The organism is Rhodoferax sp. OV413 (assembly GCF_900104385.1).
Lineage (GTDB): Bacteria > Pseudomonadota > Gammaproteobacteria > Burkholderiales > Burkholderiaceae_C > Rhodoferax_B.
This window is the reverse complement of sequence record NZ_FNJA01000008.1, coordinates 280665-300859: the sequence shown is the minus strand read 5'-3', so window position 1 is coordinate 300859 and position 20195 is coordinate 280665. Positions and strand designations below refer to the sequence as shown.

At 65.2% G+C, this 20195-nt stretch carries 17 protein-coding genes; 12 read left to right on the top strand and 5 right to left on the bottom strand.

All coding sequences use genetic code 11. The features are described 5' to 3' along the window. Nucleotides 1-25: 25 nt before the first annotated feature. The 4 genes from BLT66_RS23650 (at nt 26) to BLT66_RS23635 (ending at nt 3403) form a co-directional block, all read left to right on the top strand. A complete protein-coding gene (locus BLT66_RS23650) occupies nt 26-907 on the top strand; it encodes a sugar phosphate isomerase/epimerase family protein (RefSeq protein ID WP_092761855.1) in 882 nt (293 codons plus the stop codon). After that, nucleotides 904-1926 (top strand): Gfo/Idh/MocA family oxidoreductase, encoded by a 1023-nt coding sequence (locus BLT66_RS23645; RefSeq protein WP_092761852.1) that lies wholly within the window; start codon nt 904-906, stop codon nt 1924-1926. Before BLT66_RS23650 ends, BLT66_RS23645 begins: the two co-directional genes overlap by 4 nt. 8 nt (nt 1927-1934) lie before the next feature. After that, nucleotides 1935-3026 (top strand): ABC transporter ATP-binding protein, encoded by a 1092-nt coding sequence (locus BLT66_RS23640; protein WP_092761849.1) that lies wholly within the window; start codon nt 1935-1937, stop codon nt 3024-3026. Nucleotides 3027-3112: 86 nt separating this feature from the next. Next, nucleotides 3113-3403, top strand: coding sequence for a hypothetical protein (locus BLT66_RS23635; protein ID WP_255407058.1), 291 nt, complete (start codon nt 3113-3115; stop codon nt 3401-3403). Nucleotides 3404-3559: 156 nt separating this feature from the next. Here BLT66_RS23635 and BLT66_RS23630 read toward each other — a convergent pair whose 3' ends face one another. Both BLT66_RS23630 and BLT66_RS23625 read right to left on the bottom strand, forming a co-directional pair. Then, nucleotides 3560-4381, bottom strand: a complete 822-nt coding sequence (locus BLT66_RS23630) for a posphoenolpyruvate synthetase regulatory kinase/phosphorylase PpsR (RefSeq protein WP_092761847.1) — start codon at nt 4379-4381, stop codon at nt 3560-3562. Continuing rightward, on the bottom strand, nt 4378-5319 hold the full coding sequence (locus tag BLT66_RS23625) for a LysR family transcriptional regulator (RefSeq protein ID WP_092761845.1): 942 nt from the start codon (nt 5317-5319) through the stop codon (nt 4378-4380). Before BLT66_RS23625 ends, BLT66_RS23630 begins: the two co-directional genes overlap by 4 nt. Nucleotides 5320-5442: 123 nt before the next feature. Here BLT66_RS23625 and BLT66_RS23620 point away from each other — a divergent pair, with 123 nt between their 5' ends. From BLT66_RS23620 to BLT66_RS23585, 8 genes are all read left to right on the top strand, one after another. After that, nucleotides 5443-5823 (top strand): DoxX family protein, encoded by a 381-nt coding sequence (locus BLT66_RS23620; protein ID WP_092761843.1) that lies wholly within the window; start codon nt 5443-5445, stop codon nt 5821-5823. Beyond that, on the top strand, nt 5820-6659 hold the full coding sequence (locus tag BLT66_RS23615) for a pirin family protein (RefSeq protein WP_092761841.1): 840 nt from the start codon (nt 5820-5822) through the stop codon (nt 6657-6659). The genes BLT66_RS23620 and BLT66_RS23615 overlap by 4 nt, the downstream gene beginning before the upstream one ends. Before the next feature lie 262 nt (nt 6660-6921). Then, a complete protein-coding gene (locus BLT66_RS23610; RefSeq protein WP_092761839.1) occupies nt 6922-8883 on the top strand; it encodes a TOL_0244 family TonB-dependent receptor in 1962 nt (653 codons plus the stop codon). After that, a complete protein-coding gene (locus BLT66_RS23605; RefSeq protein ID WP_092761837.1) occupies nt 8883-9437 on the top strand; it encodes a TOL_0243 family YfiR-like periplasmic protein in 555 nt (184 codons plus the stop codon). Before BLT66_RS23610 ends, BLT66_RS23605 begins: the two co-directional genes overlap by 1 nt. Next, a complete protein-coding gene (locus tag BLT66_RS23600; protein WP_092761835.1) occupies nt 9434-12475 on the top strand; it encodes a sensor histidine kinase, YfiR-like protein-associated in 3042 nt (1013 codons plus the stop codon). The genes BLT66_RS23605 and BLT66_RS23600 overlap by 4 nt, the downstream gene beginning before the upstream one ends. Then, nucleotides 12472-15144 carry an EAL domain-containing protein gene (locus BLT66_RS23595; protein WP_092761833.1) on the top strand — a complete coding sequence of 891 codons (2673 nt, stop codon included), beginning with the start codon at nt 12472-12474 and terminating at the stop codon, nt 15142-15144. The genes BLT66_RS23600 and BLT66_RS23595 overlap by 4 nt, the downstream gene beginning before the upstream one ends. 167 nt (nt 15145-15311) lie before the next feature. After that, on the top strand, nt 15312-15920 hold the full coding sequence (locus BLT66_RS23590) for a LysE family translocator (RefSeq protein ID WP_092761831.1): 609 nt from the start codon (nt 15312-15314) through the stop codon (nt 15918-15920). A gap of 24 nt (nt 15921-15944) precedes the next feature. Beyond that, a complete protein-coding gene (locus BLT66_RS23585) occupies nt 15945-16772 on the top strand; it encodes an AraC family transcriptional regulator (protein WP_092761829.1) in 828 nt (275 codons plus the stop codon). Here the strand turns inward: BLT66_RS23585 and BLT66_RS23580 are convergent. The 3 genes from BLT66_RS23580 to BLT66_RS23570 form a co-directional block, all read right to left on the bottom strand. Next, nucleotides 16769-18319, bottom strand: coding sequence for a hypothetical protein (locus BLT66_RS23580; RefSeq protein ID WP_092761827.1), 1551 nt, complete (start codon nt 18317-18319; stop codon nt 16769-16771). The genes BLT66_RS23585 and BLT66_RS23580 overlap by 4 nt on opposite strands. 69 nt (nt 18320-18388) lie before the next feature. Next, nucleotides 18389-19054, bottom strand: a complete 666-nt coding sequence (locus BLT66_RS23575; RefSeq protein WP_092761825.1) for a transaldolase family protein — start codon at nt 19052-19054, stop codon at nt 18389-18391. A gap of 3 nt (nt 19055-19057) precedes the next feature. After that, nucleotides 19058-20005 (bottom strand): carbohydrate kinase family protein, encoded by a 948-nt coding sequence (locus BLT66_RS23570; RefSeq protein WP_092761962.1) that lies wholly within the window; start codon nt 20003-20005, stop codon nt 19058-19060. Nucleotides 20006-20195: the final 190 nt, after the last annotated feature.

The following is a 20195-nucleotide window of genomic DNA, read 5'->3' as shown; positions in this document are numbered from 1 at the left end:
CCCATTCCAAAAGGAGACACATTCCATGAACCCCATCGGCATCATCTCGATGCAATTCAACCGCCCGTTCGTCGCGGCGGACTTCGCCCAGTTTGACCGCTGGAAGGCCGCGGGTTACGACTTCGCTGAGCTGCTGGTGCCCGAACCCGGCGAGCTGGACCTGGCCGCTACCCGCCGCGCACTGGAAGATGCTGGCTTGGGCGTGGTGCTGGCGGCACGGGTCAACCTGGACCGCAACCTGACCAGCGACGAACCCGCCAAGCGCCAGGCCGGGCGTGACTATCTGGCCTACTGCGCCGAAACCGCACAGGCCCTGGGTGCCCAGATTGTGGGCGGGCCGCTGTACGGCAACCCGCTGGTGTTCGCCGGGCGTGCGCCGCATGTCGTGCCCGAGTCGCTGCGCCAGGCGCGCGTTGACTGGTGTGTGGAAGGACTGGTGAAGGGCGGCGACGCGGCTGCCCGCTGCGGCATCCGCTTCGGCGTCGAGCCGCTGAACCGCTTCGAAACCGACATCCTCAACACCACCCGCCAGGGCGTGGCGCTGATGCTGATGGTGAATCACAAGAGCGTTGGCCTGGTGCTCGACACCTTTCACATGAACATGGAGGACGACGACATCTGTACCGCGCTGCGCGAGGGCGCGGCCCACATGCTGCATTTCCAGGCCAACGAAAACCACCGCGGCTACCTGGGCACGGGCCACATCGACTGGAACCCGGTGGTGCGCACCCTGGCTGAAATCGGCTACACCGGCACCATTTCGCTGGAGCCCTTCCGCCGCCGCGATGAACGCATTGGTATTCCCTTCGCGCAGTGGAAGCCGCCAGTCAAAGACGAGCAGGAAGAGTTGGCTGCCGCCTGCGGCTTCCTGAAGAACCTGATCGCCCTGAACGGAGGCCGGAAATGACGTACCGCGTAGGTTGGATAGGCTGCGGCCGGCATGCCGAACAGATGCTGCTACCGCAATTGGCGCGGCACGATGTGGAACTGGTGGCGGTCTGCGACATCAACGCCGAGACCGCGCAGAAGATCGGCCGGCGCTACGGCGTGGCCCATGTGGGTACCGACTTCCACACGCTGCTGGAGGTGCCGGATCTTGACGTGGTGGGCATGGCGGTGGGCCCAACGCAGCACCGCGACATGTCGATTGCGGCCCTGGAGCGCGGCTGCCATGTGTTCATGGAAAAGCCCACAGGCGCCAACGTGGCCGATGCGCTGGCCATCCAGGCTGCGGCAATCAAGGCCGGCAAGACCGTGGGCGTGGGTTTCATGAAGCGCTTTGCCACCGCCAACCGCATGGCGCACAACGTGGTGAAGCGCGCCGAGTTCGGTCCGGTGGCGGGCTTCTTTGGCGAATACATGACCGCGCCCACCTACTTCAGCGGTAATGTGGACTACACCGGTTTCTACCTGCACCACTGCGTGCACTACATGGACCTGGTGCGCTACTTCGTCGCGCCGGTGCTCAATGTCACGGTGTTCCGCAACGAGATCGCACCGGGCAAGCAGCTGCTGCATGTGCATTTTGGCTTCGAGAACGGCGCCATCGGCACTGTGGTGATGGGCACTATCCAGTCACGCGGCACGCCCATGGAGCGGCTGCAGATCATGGGCGACCACCAGCGTGTGGAAGTCAACGGTGTGATCGAGGTCACGCATTTCCGCAACCCGCTGTTCAAGGCCGACGACCTGGACGCGACCCTGGCCGATGGCGTGGACAACCTCAGCTGGAAGCCGAACTTCACCGCCGCCGCCAACGAGGACTTCAAAGGCTACAACGCCTTGTTCAAGGCCTTTTTTGCCCAGCTCGGCGGTGCAAACACCGACCTGCCGACGATTGTCGACGGCGTGGAAGCCATGCGCGTGATGGCCGCCATGCTGGAGGGCATTGCGCGTCCGGGGGCCTGTATCTCCGTGGCGCGCTAGGGGCGGGCATGGCAGACGTCACCCTCAAGCAGATCCGCAAGAACTACGGCAGCCTGGAGATCATCCACGGCATCGACCTGCACATCCGCAGCGGCGAATTCGTGGTCTTCGTCGGTCCGTCGGGCTGCGGCAAAAGCACCTTGCTGCGCATGGTGGCTGGGCTGGAGACTATCTCCGACGGCGACATGTTCATCGGCGACAAGCGGGTCAACGACCTGGCGCCGCGCGACCGCGACATCGCCATGGTGTTCCAGGACTACGCGCTGTACCCGCACAAGACCGTGCGCGACAACATGGCCTTCGGCCTGCGCCTGCGCAAGTTCTCGGAGGCCGAAGTCAACAGCCGAGTCAACAGCGCCGCCGAGACGCTGCAGATCACCCATCTGCTGGACCGCCTGCCCAAGGCCTTGTCGGGCGGCCAGCGCCAGCGCGTGGCCATGGGCCGCGCCATCGTGCGCCAGCCGCAGGTGTTTTTGTTCGACGAACCACTGTCGAACCTGGACGCGCTGCTACGCAACCAGGTGCGCGTCGAGATCAAGAAGCTGCACCGCCGGGTGCGCGAGACGGTGATCTACGTGACCCACGACCAGGTCGAGGCCATGACCCTGGCCGACCGCATCGTGGTGCTGCAGGCCGGGCGCATCGTGCAGGTCGGCACGCCGGACGAGATCTACGGAAGCCCGCAGCACCGCTTTGTGGCCGGCTTCACTGGTTCGCCGCCGATGAACTTTTTGCCTGCCACACTGGAGCGGCAGGGCGGCCAGGTGCAGCTGCAGATCGCCAATGCGCAGGCCCTGGTGCTGCCGCCGGCGCTTGCGCAGCGTTGGCAGTCGCATGTAGGACGCGCGGTGGAGTTCGGCATCCGTCCGGAGAACCTGAGCCTGGTGCCGCAGCATAGCGATTGGCCGGTGATCGAGGCGGAGGTTGAATTGGTGGAACTGCTGGGCGCGGAAAACCTGGTGACCCTCAAGCTGGGTGCGCACGAACTCAAGGCCCGGCTGGCGCCCGATGTGCGGCCGTCCGCTGGAAGCCGGCTTTCGATCGCACTCGATCCCAGCCACTTTCACCTGTTTGACCAGCTGTCGGGCGAGGTGGTTTAGGCGTTAGTGCGTCCCGCTGCGTCGGGACGATTTACTCTGCGTAAATCGCACTACCCCTGGCGGCGCATGTGTGGCAAGATGGTTTTATGAGCCAAACATTCGGTATGGAAACTCCGTCGGCGCACAGCCTGTCTGCGCACCGCCAGCCCACCCGTTACCTGGTGGTCATCGACTCTGGCGGGTCGATGGTGGCGCGCTTGTTCCTCGCCTCGCGCGAGCCGGTGGCCGAGTTCGATGCCAGCGTGGAAGAGGTATCGCATATGACCAACGGCCTGGTGCCGGAAACCGGCGCTGGCGGTAGCGAGTGGGATGTGGCTCTGCAAGGCCATAACCGCAGCGAGCGGGCTGAAGCCAAGGTCTACACCCTCAGCATCTGAGGGTTTTCCGCCAACCTGGCGGATTTATAAGAAATCAGGCTCCGGCGCTTATTCCACTTGCGCCGGCCGCTATTAAAAAAATAGTAATAGGACTTGCACAGCGCCCTCAGTGTCGCCCTCCGGGCACACAGAGGGCGCTGCGTAAGTCCTGAGTACTCAGTAGACCAGCCGCTCGGGCCGTATCTCTTGCAGGATGGTGGTCGCAATCTCTTCGATCGACTTGGTGGTGCTGGACAGCCAGCGAATGCCGCTGCGCCGCATCATGGCCTCGGCCTCGTTCACCTCCATGCGGCAGTTTTCCAGCGAAGCGTATCTGGAATTTGGCCGGCGCTCGTTGCGGATCTCGCTCAGGCGCTCGGGCTGGATCGACAGGCCAAAGATCTTTTTGCGGTATTCGACCAGCGCCGGGGGCAGCTGGCGGCGTTCGAAGTCTTCGGGGATCAGCGGGTAGTTGGCGGCCTTCAGGCCGTACTGCATGGCCAGGTACAGCGTGGTCGGGGTCTTGCCGCTGCGGCTCACGCCGACCAGGATCACATCGGCCTGGCCCAGGTCGCGGTGGGTCTGGCCGTCGTCGTGCTCCAGGCTGAAGTTGATGGCCTCGATGCGGTCGGTGTAGGCCTGGCTTTTGCTCACGTCGCTGAAGCGGCCGATGCGGTGGTTGGACTTGATGCCCAGCTCGGCCTCCAGCGGGTTCACAAAGGTGCCGAACATGTCGAGCAGCATGCCTTTGCAGTTCTCGGTGATCACCTTCAGTACCTCCATGTTGACCAGGGTGGTGAATACGATGGGCCGCTTGCCCTCCAGCTCGGCCGTGTGGTTGATCTGGCGCACCGCCTGGTGGGCCTTGTCCACCGTGTCGGTAAACGGCAGCCGCACATGGCGCGGCGCCATGGAGAACTGCGCCAGGATGGCGTTGCCAAACGTCTCGGCGGTGATGCCGGTGCCATCGGAGATGAAGAAGACGGTGCGGTCGGTCATAGGGGCATTCTGCGGGTGGAAGAGCTAGGTTGGGCAGTCTGGACGGCCATGGTGTGGTTCTGGACTTTGTCCATCGTAAACGCAATGAAGCTGGCCACGGCGCGCGGCAGGTGGTGCCGGCTCAGGTAGACCAGGTGGATACCCACGCCGTGCACCCCATAGGCGGGCAGCACGGGCTGCAATTTGCCCGCGTCCATCAGTGGCTGGGCCATGATGGCGGGCAGCAGCGCCACCCCCAGGCCGGCCAGCGTGGCTTTGATGACGGCGTCCATGGTGTTGACGCCAAACCGCCCCTGGACGTTGGTTTCGACCTTGCCCTCCGGGCCTTCCAGGCGCCAAATGGCCGTGCCCGCCATCGGCGCGCGGATGATGCAGTCGTGTCCAGCCAGATCGCTGAGCTGCTCCGGCGTGCCGCGGGCTGCCAGATAGGCCGGACTGGCCACTATCAAGGTATTGCTGGTGCCGATCTGCCGGGCCACCAGGTTGGGCTCCTGGATGCTGCCGGTGCGCAGCGCGATGTCTATGCCCTCGCCAATCAGGTCGGCGCGGGCATCGCTGAGCACGAAATCCAGCTTGACCCGCGGGTGCATGGCCAGGAACTCGGTCACCCAGTCCATCTGGAACCAGTTGAAGAAATCCGCCGGTGCGGCCACCCGTACCGCGCCCTGGGGTTGCTGGCTGCCATCGGCCAGCTCCTGGGCGGCCTGCGCCAGGGTCTGCACCTGCTCGGCGCAGCGCGCATGGAAGCCGCGCCCGGCATCGGTGAGTGTCAGTTTGCGGGTTGAACGCTGCATCAGGCGCACGCCCAGGTGCTGCTCCAGGCCTTGCACCCGGCGGCTCACGCTATTGGCCGGCATGCCCAGGCGCCGGGCGGCCGCGGCAAAGCTGCCGGCTTCGACCACCTGCACGAACAAGGCCACGTCATTCAGGTCCAGCATGCGATTACTTCATATTTTGGATGAGTGAAATCAAATTCTACCGACTAGTCGCCGTATTGATGCCTGGCTACGCTTGCGGCATACGGCGAAAGAGCCGGTTTTTCAACTTTCAAAGGATGGTGTATGGCGTTATCGGTAAAGAACCAGGGGCGTATCGTCTGGGCGGTGCGGCTGGTGTTGGCCCTGGCATTTGGCGCGGCGGGCGCGGCTAAGCTGGCGGGTGTGCCCATGATGGTGCAGAACTTCGAACAGATTGGCCTGGGCCAGTGGTTCCGCTATGTGACCGGCTTGGTCGAGATCGCTGGCGTGCTGCTATTGCTGCTGCCGCGCACCGGCTTCTGGGGTGGACTGCTGCTGGGCGTGACCATGCTGGGCGCCATCGCCACGCACCTGCTGGTGCTCGGCGGCACAGCGGTTCCAGCCCTGGTGCTGGCTGTGCTGTGTGGTTTTGTGGTCTATCGGCTGCGGCCGGGTAGCGCGCTGGCTGCAGGAGCCGGTGTATGAGCACCACCCTGCTTGCCAACCGGGCCATCGTGCACCGTACACGCGGCCAACGCCATGGGCCTGTGACCCGGCTGATGAGCCCGTCGGACCTGGGCCAGTACCTCAAGCCCTTTGTGTTCCTGGACCTGTTCGATGCCGATGCCAGCGCGTTCAAGGGCTTCGGCCTGCACCCGCACTCGGGCATCGCCACCTTGTCCTGGAGCCTGCAGGGTGACCTGGCTTTTGAAGATACCTCGGGCCGCCAGGGCGTATTGGCCGAGGGCGGCGTGGAGTGGATGCAGGCCGGCGGTGGCGCCTGGCATTCGGGCGGGGCGGGCAGCTCGGACCGGCTGCGCGGCTTCCAACTGTGGGTGGCATTGCCACCGGCATTGGAGCTGGCTCCAGCCTTCAGCCAGTACCTGGCTCCGGACGAGATACCGCAGGACGGGCCGGCGCGGGTGCTGCTGGGCCAGTACGGCAGCGCGCGCAGCGCGATCCAGGCGCCTGCGCCCATCAATTACCTGGCGGTGCGGCTGCAGGCCGGCGAACGCTGGCGCTACCAGCCGCCGGCTGGGCATACGGTGGCCTGGGCGGCCGTCGCGGAGGGCGATTTGCAGGCACCGGAGCAGCTGCGCCAAGGCGAGTTGGCCTTGTTCGACGCATCCGAGACCGCCATTGATTTCGAAGCCCAAACCGACTGCAGCTTTGTGCTGGGCTCGGCAGAGCCGCATGCGCACGACCTGGTGCTGGGCAACTACTCGGTGCATACCAGCCCCGCAGCGCTGCAAATCGGGCAGGCCGGCATCCAGCAGATTGGCCAACGCCTGCGCAGCGAAGGGCGGCTGGGCCGGGCTTAGGCGGTCCAACCGGCAAGGTACACGTACCCACCGCGTGCCGGTTAGGTAGATTTCCGCTGCGGGTCATCCCCCTTTTTGGGGATGCCGTCTTTCTTGCTTGCAGTCCAGAATGGCCCAGTGCTACTTTTTGTTAACAGCTGTTCTATTTGTTTACGCAGCAGCTGTAGCAATCTGGAGTGAGGGTTACGTCGCCGCTCTCGGCGAAGGGGAGGGAGCTGGCGCTACTGCTTAAGACAAGAGCCAAGCAGGCGGAGGGCACACTATGGCGCAATCGGTTGTCCACCACGCTATCAACGGCTTTGGACGGGGGCTGTTCCGGCACGGCTGGGGCGCGGGCTATCCACGTCGGCCCGCGGCCCGCCACGCTATTTGCGCATTCTTGACAGCCGGCAGCTGCTACGGCGCCGAGCTTCCATCCCACGCCTTCATCGACCTGTCCCTGGAAGAACTGGGCAACGTGCAGGTCACCTCGGTGTCCAAAAAAGAAGAACGCCTGGCGGACGCCGCAGCCTCCATCTATGTGGTGACAGACGATGCGATTCGGCGCGCCGGGGTGCGTAGCCTGCCCGAGGCCTTGCGCCTGGCGCCGAACCTGCAGGTGGCGCAGATCGGCGCCAACCAGTACGCGATCAGCGCCCGCGGCTTCAATTCCAGCACGGCCAACAAGTTGCTGGTGATGGTGGATGGGCGCACGGTCTACACCCCGTTGTATTCGGGGGTGTTCTGGGATGCGCAGGATGTGCTGCTGCAGGATGTGGAACGCATCGAAGTCATCAGTGGCCCGGGCGGCACCCTGTGGGGCGCGAATGCGGTCAACGGCGTGATCAACATCATCACTAAGGAGGCGGCCGATACCACGGGCAACCTGGTGCACGCCTCGGGTGGCGACTCTGGCTCGGGCGTGGCGTTTCGCCATGGCGGGGTGCTGGATGGAAGTGGCGGCGCTTACCGGGTGTATGGCAAATCTGACCGCGGGCGGCACAGCATCCGCGCCAATGGAGCGGCCGTGCCGGATGCCTGGGAGCACAGCCAGATAGGCTTTCGCACAGACCTGCGTGCTGCGGACGGCGACGTCACTGTCCAGGGTGATCTCTACCGCGGCTCGACCGACCAGGCGGTACCTGCGCAGCAGAAGGCCAGTGGTGCCAATTTGCTGGCCCGCTGGAGCAAGCTGTTGACCGATGGCTCCGAACTGCGGGTCCAAACCTATTGGGACCACACCAGCCGCGAGATGCCCGGCGTCATCAACGAAAAGCTCGACACGCTGGACCTGGACATCCAGCAAGTCATGCCCGAAGCCGGCGGGGGGCAGTTGATCTGGGGCGGCGGCCTGCGCATGAGCGACGACCGTGTCGAAAACCTGGGCCTGCTCTCTTTCTTGCCCACGCACCGCCAACTGCGCTGGGCCAATCTGTTCGCGCAGCAGGAATGGACCCTGCAGCCAGACTTGCGGCTGATAGCCGGCGGCAAGCTGGAGAGCAATAGCTATTCGGGCGTCGACTTTCTGCCCAACCTCAAGCTGGCCTGGAAGCCCTCTTCCGACCAATTGCTGTGGGCGGGCCTGTCCCGGGCGGTGCGCGCGCCGTCGCGTATCGATACCGACCTGTATGTACTCGGAACGCCGCCCTTGGCGCTGGCGGGTGGGCCGGACTTCCGCTCCGAGATCGCCAATACGCTGGAGCTGGGCTTGCGCTCCCGCCCTGGGCCCGCACTGTCGTATGCGTTGGTGGTCTTCCGGAGTACCTACGACTATCTGCGCAGCCTGGATGTGCTGCCCAGTGGGGTCTTTGTGGTCGGCAACCAGATCAAGGGCCGGATGGATGGACTGGAAGCATCGGCGAGCTTCCAGGCAAGCAAGACCTGGTCGCTGGAGGCTAGCGCGGTGTTGCTGCACGGGCGGTTCAGCGGTCCGAATCTGGCACTATCCTCGCCCGGTAACGACCCGCGTACGCAGTGGAGGCTGGGTTCCACCTGGAACCTCAGTGATAGCCAGCAGCTGAACCTCTCGGTGCGCCATGTGGGCAAGCTGCCGTCGCCCCTGGTTCCGGCCTATACCGCGGTGGATGCGCGCTACGGCTGGCGGGTTTCCAAATCGGTGGAACTGGCAGTGACGGGGCGGAATTTGTTCGACCGGCGGCACCAGGAGTTTGCAAGCAGCAGCACGCAGCCCAATCCCGTCCAGGTAGAACGCGCGATCGACATTGCGCTGACGGTGAGGTTCTGATGGCCCGTACCCGACGGATGGCGCTCCTGCTGGCGGTCCCTTTTTTTGCGGCGGGCGTTTGGGCCGCGGCGGGCAGTGCCAATGAAATCGAAAACCAGGTCAAGGCGGCCTATCTGTACAAGTTTGCCGCGTATGTCGAATGGCCGGCCACCGTCTTCGTACAAGCCGATACGCCGCTGACCATCGGCATCCTGGGGGCGGAAGCCATAGCCGCCGAGCTGGGCAATCTCAAGAGTACCCAGCCCATGCAGAACCGGGCGCTGGAGGTGAAGCGCCTGAAACCCGGCGAAGCCTTGACAGGGGTGCAGATCCTGTTCATTGGCCGCCAGGAAAACGGGCGCCTCAAATCTTTGCTGGACAGCATCCAGTCGCAGTCCATGCTGGTGGTCACGGAGTCGGCGGGTGCACTCGATGCGGGCAGCGTCATCAACTTCCTGCCGGTAGGCGACCGTATCCGTTTTGAGGTGTCGGTCCAGAACGCTGAGCGCAGCGGCTTGAAGATCAGCGCGCGCCTGCTCGGCGTGGCGCAGAAGATAGAGCCGCGGAGGCCATGATGTTCAGGCTACGGCTCAGGTCGGTGCGCCACAAGCTGCTATTGATGGTGCTGGTGGCCAACTTCTTTACGCTCATGGCCGCGGGGGCCGCACTTTTCTACCATGACCTGATGGAAAACCGCACCAAGACGGCGGCGGAGTTGACGACCCTGGCCGGCATCCTGGGCCAGGGCAGTGCGGCAGCGCTGGAGTTCGACGACCCCAAGGTCGCGCACGAGAACCTGGCCCAGTTGCGGGCCAATCCGGATATCGTTGCGGCCGCCATCTACACCGCGACCGGCACTTTGTTTGCCCAGTATGTAGACAACTCTGGCCGCGAAGCCGCGATTCCCGCAGGGCCGGAGCCCGAGGGCTTTCGCTTCGAAAACGGTGGGCTGGTGGCCTTCAAACACATCCGCATCCAGCGCACCACGGTAGGCACCATCTATCTCAAGGAGCGCTACGAGCTGGCGACCTGGTTGCGGGACTACCTGTTCATTCTGGGCTCGGTCTTGCTGGGCAGCCTGGCGCTGGGTTTGCTGATTTCTGCGTGGCTGCAGCGCTGGGTATCCGGCCCTATCCAGGCGGTCAGCACCGTGGCGCAGCGTGTCATGGAGCAGCGCAACTACCAGCTGCGTGCCGACAAAACGACAGAAGACGAGGTCGGCCAACTGGCCGATTCATTCAACGGCATGCTGCAGACCCTGGAGCATGAGATCGCCGAACGCAGCGGGGCCGAAACCGCGGTGCGCACACTCAATGCCGAGCTGGAGCAGCGTGTCGCCGGCCGTACCACCGAGCTGCAGATCGCCAACCAGACGCTGGTGACGCGCACCGAAGAAGCAGAAACTGCTAACCGGGCCAAAGCCGATTTCCTGGCCAATATGAGCCACGAGATCCGCACCCCCATGAACGCGATTCTCGGGCTGGCCTATTTGCTGGACCGCAGCCAGCTGAGTGCCGACGCGTCGGACCTGGTGAAGAAGATCCGCGGAGCCGGGCGTTCGCTGCAATCCATCATCAACGACATTCTGGATTTCTCGAAAATCGAGGCGGGGCGGCTGGAGATCGAACATGCGCCATTCCGCCTGGCCGATGTGCTCGACAACCTGGCCGGCATCATGGCGGCGAATGTCGGCGACAAGGATTTAGAGCTGGTGATAGCACCGCTGCCCGACATCGCCGGCCAGGTGCTCGGCGATGCGCTCCGGCTGGAGCAGGTGTTGATCAACTTGACCGGCAACGCGATCAAGTTCACCGACCATGGCAGTATCACCGTGGGCATACAGCTGCTGTCCCGCGATGAAAAGACCGTCAAGCTGCGGTTTTCGGTCAGCGATTCCGGGATCGGCATTCCGCTCGACAAACAAGCCAACATCTTTGCCGCATTCGCCCAGGCCGATGTGTCCACCACGCGGCGCTTTGGCGGCACCGGGCTGGGCCTGACCATCTGCCGCCACCTGGTGGCCAAGATGAACGGCGAGATTGGGGTGAGCAGCCAACCCGGCCGGGGCAGCGAATTCTGGTTCACCATTCCGTTTGAATGGTCTGCGTCGACCGATTACGCGCTGCCGGAAATGGCCTCGCTGGATGTGCTGATCGCCGACGACAACGATGCCGCGCGGGAAAACCTGTCGCTCACCGCCCGCTCCATCGGCTGGACGGCCAACCAGGCGGAGTCGGGTGAAGCCGCCATCCGCAAGATCCAGGGCAAGTTCGACAACAAGAACGCCTACGACGTGCTCTTGCTCGACTGGAAGATGCCCGGCATGGATGGCCTGGCGGCGGCCGCCAAGATCCGCCATACCTTCAAGGACGCCACCTCGCCCATCGTGCTGATGGTGACCGCGTTCTCGCGCGATGACTTGCTCAGACAGCCGGGCATAGAGGCGGTGGACGGCGTTCTCAGCAAGCCGGTGACCAGCTCCACCCTCTACAACGCCGTGTCTGAAGCCCTGCACCGGCGTGGCCATGGCAGTGCCCGGCTTGCTGCCGGCCCCTTGGGGCGCATGACCCAGCGGGTGGAGGGCGTGCGCGTGCTGGTGGTGGACGACAGCGAAATCAACCGCGAGGTGGCGATGCGCATACTGCTGGCCGATGGGGCAGTGGTGCATTTGGCCAACGATGGCCAGGCCGCGCTCGACTGGCTGCAGGCCAACCCTGAAGGCGCGGACATCGTCTTGATGGACGTGCAGATGCCGCTGATGGACGGCTACGAGGCCACCCGCCAGCTGCGAACCATGCCGCAGTTTGCGGGCTTGCCCATCGTGGCCCTGACGGCAGGTGCGTTCAAGGCGCAGCAGGACGCTGCCCTGCAGGCCGGCATGAACGCCTTCGTGGCCAAGCCCTTCGATGTAGATGAGTTGATGCTGACCATCCAGCGCCTGACGCACTTCCAGCCGCGCCTGGCCGAGCCTGGCCAGGTGAACCTGCCCCTGCCTTTGCCACTGCCACCGGCGGCCTCTGCAGCGCTGGACATGCCGGGCATCGCCGTCGGCAAGGGCTTGCATGTGTGGCGTGACCTGGCGGTGTACCGCCGGTTCCTGACCCGCTTTGCTGCGGACTACGCCGACTTTGGGGCGCAGCTCAGCCCGCAGTACGCAGCAGATACGCGGGCCGCCCGGGCACTGGTGCACAAGCTGCATGGTGCCGCAGGCAACCTGGCGCTGACCGATGTGGCCCGCTGCGCCGCCGCTGCGGAAGCCGCTGGAGACGGGGTCCATCCCGGCCCGGCATTGGTGGAGTTGCGCGCGGCGTTGGATACCGCGCTGGCTTCCATTGCCTTGTTCACCGCCGAGAAACCGGCGGCAGCGGCCGCCGCTGCGCTGCAGGTTGACGCCCAGCGCGTGGGCCCGCTGCTGGTCGCGTTGCTGGGGGCGCTGGACACCGACAACCCGGACGGGGCCAGCCAGCTGTTGGAGGTATTGGCGCCCCTGCTGCCGCCCGATGCCCTGCAGGCTCTGCAGGCATGCATCACCGATTTCGACTTTCGAAAAGCCGAGGCCGAGGTTCGACTCCTGGCCGAAAAGTTTGATATTGGCCTGGAGGCACACAAATGAGCAGCTCACCCATACTGATCGTTGACGATGAACCCAGCAACCTGGCGACGTTGAAGCAAATCCTGGGTCCGGTCTATCCCCTGGCCTTTGCCCGCAACGGGGCCGAGTGCCTGGCGGCAGCCCGCAAGCACAGGCCGATACTCATACTGCTGGATATCCAGATGCCCGACATGGACGGCTATGCCGTCTGCAGCCTGCTCAAGGCCGACCCGCTGACCGAAAGCACGCCGGTCATCTTTGTATCGGCACTCGGCGAAACCGGCGCCGAGGCGGCGGGTTTTGACAGCGGTGGCGTGGACTACATCATCAAGCCGGTGTCGCCCGCGCTGGTGCTGGCGCGGGTGCGCACCCATTTGTCGCTGGTACGCGCCACCACGCTGGAGCGCTATGTCAAACAGCTGGAAATCGAGCAGGCCAAGACAGCGCGGCTGAGCCGCATCCACACGGTGCTGAGCGGCACCAATTCGGCCATCGTCAGAATCCGCGAGCCCCAGGCCCTGATGGCAGAGGCTTGCCTGATCGTGGTCAAGCTGGGCGGCTTTGGCCTGGCCTGGATCGGCCTGGCGGAAGAGGGGGGCACGGTGCTGACGCTGGCCGCCAGCCAGGGCGCGGAGCCCGGCCAGCTGGCCAGCGCGCTGGGCCTGGAGGCCGGTGTGGCGGCCACCGGGCTGGGCATTCCTGCGCAGGTGTTGGCCCGTGGCAAGCTGCTGTTTTGCAACGATGTGCGCACCACCGCGCGGGAGGACCGCAGCAGCCAGGACGCGCTGAGCCGGGGTTATCTGTCCATCGTCGGGCTGCCCCTGGTCGTCGAGGAAAAAGTGGTTGGCGTGATGGTGCTGTATGCGCGTGAACGTGGCTTCTTTGACGAGGAAGAGCTGAAACTGCTGAACGAGTTGTCCGGCGACATTTCGTTCGCCCTGCAAGCCATCGAATATGAAAAGCGCGCGCGCTTCCTGTCCTACTACGACCCGCTGACGGCGCTGCCCAATACCAGCCTGTTCCTCGACCGGCTGGACCAATTGGTCAAAACCGCAGCGCGGGCGAACAGCGGTGCCTTCGTGATGGCGTTGAACCTGGACCGTTTCAAACAGCTGAACGACGCCTTTGGCCGCCATGTGGGCGACCAGGTGCTCAGGCTGGTGGCCAAACGCCTGGAGGGAGCCGTCACCTCCACCTGCAGCGTGGCCCGCCTGGGCGCCGACAATTTTGCGGTGTTGGGCGAACACGCCCACAGCAAGGACGTAAGCACCCTGTGTGAAAAAATCACCAGCGCCCTGATGGCGCCGATGGTACTGGACGGCGCGACCCTGCATGTGTCGGCCCGGCTCGGCGTCGCGCTGTTCCCGGCGGACGCGGACACGGCCGAGGCCTTGTTCAAGAATGCCGAGGTGGCGCTCAAGCAGACCCGGTCGAGCAAGACGCGCTACCTGTTTTACTCGCCGCAGCTCAACGCCCGCATGGCCGAGAAGTTCGCCATGGAGAACCTGCTGAAGGCCGCGGTGGAGAAGCAGCAGTTTGTGCTGCACTACCAGCCCAAGGTCGATCTGGGCACCGGCCAGATCATCGGCGCCGAAGCCTTGATCCGTTGGCAGCATCCCGAGCGCGGCATGGTGTCGCCGGCCGAATTCATCCCCTTGGCCGAAGAAACCGGGCTGATCGGCCCCATCGGCGCCTGGGTGATCCGTACCGTGTGTGCGCAGCAGGCGGCCTGGCTGCGCGACTTTCTGCCGGTGGTGCCGATTGCGCTGAACCTGTCGGCGCTGCAGTTCCGCGAGAGCAATATCCTGGAGGTCGTGCGCGAGGCTTTGAGCGAATATGCCCTGGATCCGACCTGGCTGGAGCTGGAGCTCACCGAGTCCCTGGTCATGCAAGACCCGGAAGGGGCGGAGAAAACCCTGCGCTCGTTTCGCGGCCTGGGCCTGTCGCTGTCGCTGGACGACTTCGGCACCGGCTATTCGTCGCTGGCCTACCTGAAGCGCTTCCCCTTCAATACCGTCAAGATCGACCGCGCCTTCGTGACCGACGTGACCCGCAACCCCGGCGATGCGGCCATCAACACTGCCATCATCGGCATGGCCCATAGCCTGCGCATGAACGTGATCGCCGAGGGCGTGGAAACCGAGTCGCAGCTGAAGTTTCTGCGGAATCGCCAATGCGACCAGATGCAGGGCTACTACTTCAGCCGCCCTGTGCTGGCGGATGATTTCGCGGCCATGCTGCGCGGCGACAAGCACCTGGAGATGGCGATGGAGCAGAACGCCGACCAGCCCACCCTGTTGATTGTGGACAACGAGGAGTCCACCCTGTCCGCCCTGAACCGCGCGCTGCGCCGCGAGGGCTACCGCATCCTCACCGCACAGGGCAGCCTGGAAGCGCTGGAGCTGTTGGCCGCCCATTCGGTGCAGGTGGTGCTGTGCGACCAGCGCCTGTCCAAGACCACGGGCGTGGACTTCCTCACCATCGTTGCCCAGCTGTACCCGGACACCATGCGCATTGTGCTCAGCGGCTATACCGAGCTGCAGTCGGTGCTGGATGTTGTCAACCGCGCGGAGATCTACCGCTTTCTCACCAAGCCCTGGGACGACGGTCAGCTGCGGCAGAACATCCGCGAGGCCTTCCGCCGCTACCGGCCCACCGATGCCGTGGCTGCGCAGCGGGTCTGGCACTGAGGTGGTTTGGGGTATTGCTCCTAAATAAATAGCTGCTTGCGCAGTATTTTTCTGCGCTAGGGGCTGTTTTTATGTGTAAACGGGGCAGCACAGCAATTTCGTTCAATACGCCAGCGCCCAGGCATTCGACACTGCGCCGACTTAACCCCAAGTCGCGCAGGAGCTGCATGCCTTCTCTCGTTTTGCCCATGTTTTTATTCGCCCTGGCCGGCGCCATTTCGCCCGGCCCGGTCAACCTGGTGGCCGCCAGCCTCGGGGCCAGTGCGGGCTTTTACCGCGCCTTGCCGCATGTGGCGGGCGCCAGCCTCAGCTATGCGGCCATCGTCTGGCTGATGGGCAGCGGCTTCCATGGCGTGCTGCTGGCCTATCCCTGGGCCAGCCAGTGGGTGCAGTACGCGGGCGCGGCTTATTTGCTGTACCTGTCGGCCCGGATCGCCACGGCCCCACCGGTGCAGCAGGCGAGTCCAGTGGGTGCGGCGCCAGATTGGCTCCGCGGCCTGGTGCTGGGCATAGGGGCGCAAACCCTGAACCCCAAGGCCTGGCTGGTCGCGCTCTCGGGTGTCAGCCTGTTTGTCGCTGGCGGGCCGCAGGCTTCGGCCAGCCTGCTGCTGTTTTGCGGCATCTCTGGCGGCGTATGCTTCGGCGCGGTCGCCGCCTGGGCCGCTTTGGGCCGCTGGATCCGCCGCTGGCTGGCCCATCCGCCTTACCAGCTTCTGTTCAACCGCTGCATGGCTTTGGCCCTGGCGCTGTCGGTTGCCAGTATGCTGCTGCCCTGAGCAGACAAAAAGGTGCTTGACCCCATGACCCTGGCCCCCGCGGCTTCGCAATCCTTCCAGCGCAGCAGGCGCTTGCCGCATGTGGAGATGCGCCAGGCCGGCCATGCTGCGGCCTGCTACCAGCCGCATACCCACGACGAGTTTTCGGTTGGCGTGGTCGATGCGGGCAGCGCGGTCTACCGCAACCGGCATCGGCAGGATGCGCTGTACCCGGGCATGCTGGTGATGGTCAACCCCGGCGATACCCATTCCTGCAACGCGACCGTGGGCCAGAGCTGGTCGTACCGCATGCTGTTCATTGACACGCCGTGGCTGGCGCGCCTGCAGGCCGACAGCCTGCCGCTGGCCGGCCGCGACTACGCCGCGTTTGCCACCCATAGCAGCGCCCAGCCCCTGCTGTACCGGCGGTTTGACCGGCTGTTCCAGACCCTGGCGCAGGACGCCGATGGGCTGGCCGCCGAAGAGCAACTGGTGTGTTTTCTGATGGACTGCTTTGATGCGCCTGCACCCCGGCTGGACGGCGGCCCACCGGGCGCTGCGCTGCAACGCGCCCGGGCGCTGATCCTTGACCAGCTGGCCGACAAGCTGACGCTGGAGGCCATCGCCCACGAGGCCCGGCTCAGCCCCTTCCACCTGATCCGCAGCTTCAAGCAGGCCTATGGCCAGACGCCGCATGCGTTCCAGCTGGACCAGCGCATCAACCGCGGCAAGCAACTGCTCAAGCAGGGACAAGGGCTGGCCGACGTGGCGCTGCAGCTGGGCTTTGCCGACCAGAGCCACTTCCAGCGGCATTTCAAAAGCCGGCATGCGGTGACACCGCAGGCTTACCAGCGGGCGCTGGCGGCTGCTTAGCGCAGCTGCTCGGCCAGGCGGGCCGGGTCGGTTTCGAGCAGGATGGCCTGGGTGCCGCTGCTGCGCAGCCGGTCTTTCTCGGCCCGGTCGGCGATGTCTAAGCTAGGCTGCTGCTGGAAGTCCATCAGGTGTTCGATCAGGTTCTGCTGGACATAAAAGTCCTTGGGCGTGGTCCGCTCTTCCACCTGGACCGCGAACTCGTACTTCTGCACGTGGGTGGACTGGTGCGCCGACTTCTGCCCGTTGGCCTCGGTGGTGGCGTCGCGCTCGAAGCGCAGCGCGACCTCGCTGTGCGCCTGGTCGTCCACCTGGGTGTACAGGTAGTTTTGCGAATTTTTTTCGCTGGTCAGCTGTGGCGGGCCGGCCGAGGTCAGCGCGCTGTGGAAGCCGGCTTTCAGCGCCGAGGTCTGCAGCTGGCGGATGCTGTCGGGCTGGTCGGCCGGGCCGCTGGTCTGGGTGCTCTGGCGGGTGCGGTAGTCGAAGCGGTCCAGCTCGTCCGGGCGCAGCGGGTTGGAGGCCTGGGCGCTGGTCTGGATGTGCAGGTCGAAGTCGGCCAGACCGGTCAGCAACGGGGTGGCGGCTGACGTAGAACCCGTGCTGCTGCCGTAAGAATGCTGCAGCGCGCTGAACGCGTCCTGCACCGAGGCGATCCATTCGGCTTTGGCCTGGCCGCGCTGGCCGGCCTGTTCGATCTGCCCCAGGTAGCGCGCAATCGACTGTTCGCGCTGTGCTGCCGGGCCCCACATCGCGGGGTTGCCCAGGTCCAGTTTCAGGTCGATCTGGTCGGTCGGGGTTTGCAGCTTCAGGCTGCGCAGGCCGTCTTCGGCGCGGAACTCCAGCAGCACCTTCTCGCCCTTGCGGTCCACCTTGGCGCTGAGGGCAATGCTGGACAGCACCGCGCTGTCGTACGCGCCCAGGTCGGCAATGTCCATGCGCGGCGGGTCGGCGGTAATACTTTGCACGGCCTTCTCGAAGCCGCCGGCCAGCTGCGTCAGCGCCTGGCGCTCGGCGCTGCTCAGGGGCCGGCTGCTGTTGATCTCGACGCCCAGGCCGGCGCTTTGGTTGGTCAGCACCAGGCTGACGACCGTGCCCGAGCGGGTGCGTATGCTCAGCGACACCTCGGCCGAGGCGTTGCTGCCCACATTGGCCAGCGCGGCCTGCGACAAGCCCGTCAGGGCGGCTGTGGCATTGTTCTTGGGCACGAAGTTGACCACCGACTGCTTGAAGTCGGTGGCGCTGCTGGCAAAGCGCTCCAGCAGTGCGCCGCCCAGGCCGGTGAGCCGGCTGGTATTGCCGCTGGACGAGAAGTTGCGCGCCATCAGCTTGCTGACCGTGTCTTCGGAGCGGCTCAGCCAGGCCTGCACCTCCTGCACCGCGCTGCGCGCTGGGGGCTCGTAGGTCAGCGGGGTGGTGGTGATGGCAGGCGAGAGGCTGAGCACCGCCGAGGCGAGGGCCGGATCGTCCAGCTCCGGCTCAGTGCTGCGCAGAAGGGTGGTGCTGCTGGCCAGGCTGGCATCCCAGGACAGGGTGGTGGCAGGGATTTGCATGGTGCGGCGCCTGGCGTGGTAGATAACAAATCCTTCGGCCGCTGCGCCGAAAACTTGAATCCGCGGGTGTCAGCCCAGGGCGGCAGCGTCGGCCAGAAAGCCGATTTCGGCGTCCAGCGTGGCGCGGTGGTCGAACAGTTCGCTGAACAGCTTGGGCGGAATGGTGATCGAGCCCACGCCCAGCTCCAGCAGCGCCAGGTAGGCGGCACGCGTGCGCACGCTGGCCACCAGCAGCCGGGTGCTGGCGCCGCTGCGGGTCAGCGCGGCCTGCATCTGGGCGATCAGAGCCAGGCCGTCCACGCCTGCGTCTTCCAGCCGGCCCAGGTAGGGCGCTGCATAGCTGGCGCCCAGCTGGCCGGCAAAGTGGGCCTGTTCCAGCGCATAGACCGCGGTATAGGTCACGGGAATGCCTTCGGCGCTGAGTTCGGCGCCGGCACGCAAGCCGTCGCGGGTGGCGGGGATCTTGACCACCAGCTGGCCTGGGCTGAATTGGCGTACCAGCTGCCGCGCGTCGGCCAGGATGCCGTCGGTATCGGCCGTATGTACCTGGGCCTGCACCTGGCGAGCACCCAGCTCGATGCAGCGCTGCAGCAGCTGGGGCAGGCTGGCGCGGCTCACGCCGGCGCGGCGCAGCAGCGTGGGGTTGGTGGTCACGCCGTGGATGGCGGGGTGCGGCAAACAGGTTTTCAGCTCGGCCAGGTCGGCGCTGTCGAGGTAGAGATGGAAGGCTTGCATGGTCTAGTTCCCTGCGTCCAGCGCGGTTTGCAGCTCGGCGCGGGTGGGCGGGTTCGCGCCTTCGCGGGTGCAGTTGATGGCGGCGGCGAAGGCAGCAAAGCGCAGCACGGCCAGCCAGGTGGCGTCGGGCAGGCTGTCGAGTTGGGCCACCTGTTCCACGCCATGCTCCAGCAGGGCGACGGTCAGGCCGGCGTCGAAGGTGTCGCCGGCGCCAATCGTGTCGGCCACGGTGATCTTGGGTGCGGCGATTTCCAGCGGCGCTTTGCCGCGGCGGAACAAGGTGGCGCCGTCTCCACCGCGGGTGATGACCACGGCGCGCGGGCCCTGGCTGGGGTGCTGCATGAAGCTGGCGGCCACCTCGGCCAGGCTCAGGCCGGGCGCCAGGGCGGCGGCGTCTTCGTCGCTGAACTTCATCAGATTGCTGGCGGCGGCCCAGCGTTGCACGTTGGCGCGGTAGGCGGGCAAATCCTTGATCAGGCTGAGGCGCACATTCGGGTCGAACAATACGATGCGCTGGCCTTGCTGGGCTTCCACCAGGTCGGCGATGCGGCTGGCGGCGGGCTCGTGCAGCAGCGCGATCGAGCCGAACTGCAGAAAGCGGCAGCTGTCGGGCAGGGCCGGCAGAATGGCGGGCGCCCATTGCGTGTCGGCCGTGCCCTGGGTGTAGAAGGCGTAGCGGTTGGTCTGCGGCGTGCGTTCGACAAACGCCAGCGTCGATGGCGCGTCGCTGCGCAGCACCCAGTCGGTGTTCACGCCGTTGCTTTGCAGATGCTGCAGCAGGCGCTCACCAAACAGGTCGGTCGACAGCTGGCTGATGAAGCCTATGGACTGGCCCAGGCGGGCGGTGGCGATGGCGCTGTTGGTCGGCGCGCCGCCTTCGTGGCCTTCAAAGTTCAGGCCGCTGGTGGCGGTGAAGTCGATCAGCGATTCGCCGACGATGGCAATGCGGATGGGTTGCATGGTGTGTTTGCCTCTTGTTGTGCGTGCGTGCAGGCGAGTGCCAGAAGTGTGTCGATCTTACCGTGGCGGGCAGGCCAGATGGAGGCGGTAGGTTTACGCATGTTTTAGGCCGTTAGCGCTTATTCTGATTGCGCGGGCAGCTATGGAAATAGTAGTGTTTTAAGCTGAACGCTGCGGCGCA

Coding starts and splice junctions, on each gene's coding strand:
- BLT66_RS23650 (WP_092761855.1), top strand. CDS start 26: ATGAACCCCATCGGCATCATCTCGATGCAATTCAACCGCCCGTTCGTC.
- BLT66_RS23645 (WP_092761852.1), top strand. CDS start 904: ATGACGTACCGCGTAGGTTGGATAGGCTGCGGCCGGCATGCCGAACAG.
- BLT66_RS23640 (WP_092761849.1), top strand. CDS start 1,935: ATGGCAGACGTCACCCTCAAGCAGATCCGCAAGAACTACGGCAGCCTG.
- BLT66_RS23635 (WP_255407058.1), top strand. CDS start 3,113: ATGAGCCAAACATTCGGTATGGAAACTCCGTCGGCGCACAGCCTGTCT.
- BLT66_RS23630 (WP_092761847.1), bottom strand. CDS start 4,381: ATGACCGACCGCACCGTCTTCTTCATCTCCGATGGCACCGGCATCACC.
- BLT66_RS23625 (WP_092761845.1), bottom strand. CDS start 5,319: ATGCTGGACCTGAATGACGTGGCCTTGTTCGTGCAGGTGGTCGAAGCC.
- BLT66_RS23620 (WP_092761843.1), top strand. CDS start 5,443: ATGGCGTTATCGGTAAAGAACCAGGGGCGTATCGTCTGGGCGGTGCGG.
- BLT66_RS23615 (WP_092761841.1), top strand. CDS start 5,820: ATGAGCACCACCCTGCTTGCCAACCGGGCCATCGTGCACCGTACACGC.
- BLT66_RS23610 (WP_092761839.1), top strand. CDS start 6,922: ATGGCGCAATCGGTTGTCCACCACGCTATCAACGGCTTTGGACGGGGG.
- BLT66_RS23605 (WP_092761837.1), top strand. CDS start 8,883: ATGGCCCGTACCCGACGGATGGCGCTCCTGCTGGCGGTCCCTTTTTTT.
- BLT66_RS23600 (WP_092761835.1), top strand. CDS start 9,434: ATGATGTTCAGGCTACGGCTCAGGTCGGTGCGCCACAAGCTGCTATTG.
- BLT66_RS23595 (WP_092761833.1), top strand. CDS start 12,472: ATGAGCAGCTCACCCATACTGATCGTTGACGATGAACCCAGCAACCTG.
- BLT66_RS23590 (WP_092761831.1), top strand. CDS start 15,312: ATGCCTTCTCTCGTTTTGCCCATGTTTTTATTCGCCCTGGCCGGCGCC.
- BLT66_RS23585 (WP_092761829.1), top strand. CDS start 15,945: ATGACCCTGGCCCCCGCGGCTTCGCAATCCTTCCAGCGCAGCAGGCGC.
- BLT66_RS23580 (WP_092761827.1), bottom strand. CDS start 18,319: ATGCAAATCCCTGCCACCACCCTGTCCTGGGATGCCAGCCTGGCCAGC.
- BLT66_RS23575 (WP_092761825.1), bottom strand. CDS start 19,054: ATGCAAGCCTTCCATCTCTACCTCGACAGCGCCGACCTGGCCGAGCTG.